The following is a 2,815-nucleotide window of genomic DNA, read 5'->3' as shown; positions in this document are numbered from 1 at the left end:
TCCTGATCATGCTCGGTATTTTTATGGCCCTGCAATTACAGAACTGGAACGATGAACGCAAACAAACCATCGAATTCAATGTCATCCTGGAGCAGATCTACAGCGCTGTTTTTTATGATGTGGACCAATTCCAAAGTCAGATCGGGAACATGAGTTATCAGATAGGTGTCCTGGATATGATACTGTCTTCCCCCGACTCCATCCCCCTGGGTGAATTGCCTTATGCCCTGTATGCCCCCAGTTTCGACAATTTCAAGACCTACCAGTCTGATGTGTACTTCTATGCAAATCAATTGCAGCCGGATTACCGGGACACAGAGCGGAACGAGCTGATCAAACAGATCAAGGGATATATCAATCTGACCAGTAGCGATGAAAATACCTATTTTGATCTTGACACTGACCGTTTAAGTAACTTTTTAATTAAGGAAAACCTCCCTTTCCCGGAAATGCACCGGGAAGATCTCAACCGGGGCTGGGTGGATGAACCTTCCCCTGGATACTACACAGAAGACAGGCTTAATCAGTTGAAAGAGGACCTGAAAACTTCCAAATACCAGGCGTTCTTCAAGACCTATCGCAGTCAAAAAATCGCCTACCGCAGAGGTGCCCAGGCCAAATTGAACTACGGGAACGCTATTCTGGACCTTATCCGGAATTACAACCCGGATGTACGGGTGATCTATGAGAATGTGGGCATCATCGGTACCGCTCTGGACGGGTATGACGATGTGGGAGGGCGGTCTACCCCTATGAAACTCATCGATCCGGAACGCAGTATTTGGGAGGCCGAATTATATCTCAAGACCGGCACTGTTAAATTCCGATGCAATGACAGCTGGCTCCGGAACTGGGGAGGTCATCCGGGGATGGACCAATATCTTGTCGGACCTGCCATACCCGACGGAAGAAATATAGCAGTGGAAGATGGGAACTACCACATTCAGCTGGACCTCTCAGACTACACATTCGCCTTTACTAAACTGGATTAAGCCCTGTTATTTTGAGTGTTCTAAAAAATCTTAACCGATAGAGGGAGTAATATCAATGCTGTTTTACAGCCCCTTTATCCATTTCTTTGAGCATGGCACGAGCATTCTCCCCTACCGGACCTTCCGGGTCCAGTGCTATAGCCTTGGTGTATAATTCCTGTGCTTTATTCAGATCTCCTGACTTCCAATAAGCTTCAGCCAAACTGTCCCAGGTATTGGCCGATTCCGGGAAGAGGGCCGTATTCAATTGAAAGACGTAGATGGCCTCCTGGAAGGATTCCTGGTTCAACAGATTATAGCCGGTCTTGTTGAATTCTCCTTCAAAATCAAAGAAGGCATAGTTCGGGTCCTCAAGCATGCGTTGTGCTTCAGGTAATATTTTATCCATTTGGCCGCTGGTAAATAATTCAGTAAAGTAACGCATGGGATCTGCAATGAAATTTTCACCTGTGAAGGACAGAGCGGCTTCCAGGGCAGGATCTTCATTAGTTCGGTACTGCTCAAAGGTGAGTCCGGTGGCGATCTGGGGATACAAGGCCGGTTTGTTCTCCCACTGGGGTTTGTCCTGCCACCAGGCAAAGGACAAATAGGCGTTGATCTTTGTGTTGGGGAGGGTCACCGGGCGATTATCTCCGTAAAAGTTGATGTTTTCGGATGTAGGCTCCCCTATGAAGATCGCGTTTGTATAATTGTGCAGTTCATTGACCAGGTTCTGGCAGGCTGAGAAGGTCCTCCTGCCCAGGATCACAAAGAATTTTCCGGGCTGGTTGATTTTTTTACTGGCGATCACTCCAGTGACCACAGGCTTGTTCTTGTAATTGTTCCCCCCTCCGTTAAGGCGGACGTCAAGGATCAGTTTTTCCACCTCGTTTTGATCGATGAAATCGAATACCTCTTTGTAAAATTCAGGTATAGGCTGGATGGAATCGTCCTGTATCTGGCTTTGGCGTACATAAACCGTTTTGTGCTCCGGCAGGTATTCGTAATAACAGATCCTGTCCAGGTTTTTCAGGTAGAGGGGTGTTTGGCTTAGGTCGCGTGATTCCAGCCAGTCGCCCCCGGGAACCACCATCCCGTACTGCCTGGGGAAGCGCTCCAAGGGAACGGCCTTTACTGTTTGTTTGTAGGTCTTTCCATCTTTTTCAAGGGTGAGGATGACGGTGGTGGAAAACTCGGGAATCACTCCCTGGGCGTGAAGGAATTCCGGAAAAGTCAGGTAATGGATGCCATAGGCCTTGACGAACTGGTCATTTTCGGCCGGTACCACGGGTCGCATTTGCTCTAATACTTCTTCAACCGGCATATCCCCAATTGCCAGAAGTCGGGTCCCGAGGGCAGTCTCATAATCTTTATGTACCCCTTGCAGGTAAACGCCATCATCATACTGATACAATACAATGGGCAGTTGATGGATGGGGATCACATTTTCCCAGTAACCCAATACGGTATGCCCGTATTCAAAGGAAGCCACCAGCTTGGACAGGCCCACCAGTACCTCATGGTCTTCCATCTCAGGAATGGCTTCATACAGGTCCTTTACTGCCTTGTCAAAGTCATCAGCAGTTGTCTTTTTGAACAGGAAGGGATAGTCTTCATGCACTGTTTTCTGCAGGAACAACAGGTCTTCCCGGTATTGTTCGGCTGTAATGTCCATTTGAGCAGACGAATCGACCAATGTGAGTAAAACGACTACACAGGTAATGAGCTTCTTGAGAGGAAGGTCAGGGATTTTCATCAGGATGTTTTTATGGTTGTCTTACTTAATAAGATTCAGGAACGCGGCATTTGTTACAAAATCGCGGCTTACTTACCCCTGTTTTTTT

The 2,815-nt window shown here is 47.5% G+C and carries 1 protein-coding gene and 1 pseudogene; one reads left to right on the top strand and one right to left on the bottom strand.

From position 1 onward, the window contains the following. Positions 1–992: pseudogene (locus tag ABYP73_RS12650) on the top strand (hypothetical protein); the annotation flags it as partial. A 52-nt stretch (positions 993–1,044) separates the two neighbouring features. Here ABYP73_RS12650 and ABYP73_RS12645 read toward each other — a convergent pair. After that, a complete protein-coding gene (locus ABYP73_RS12645) occupies positions 1,045–2,727 on the bottom strand; it encodes a tetratricopeptide repeat protein (RefSeq protein ID WP_372974572.1) in 1,683 nt (560 codons plus the stop codon). Positions 2,728–2,815: the final 88 nt, after the last annotated feature.

The sequence above is a fragment of the Muriicola sp. genome, from assembly GCF_041567615.1.
In the GTDB taxonomy this organism is placed as follows: domain Bacteria; phylum Bacteroidota; class Bacteroidia; order Flavobacteriales; family Flavobacteriaceae; genus Muriicola.
The sequence above is the reverse complement of the archived record's forward strand: the minus strand, read 5'-3'. Positions and strand labels throughout refer to the sequence as shown.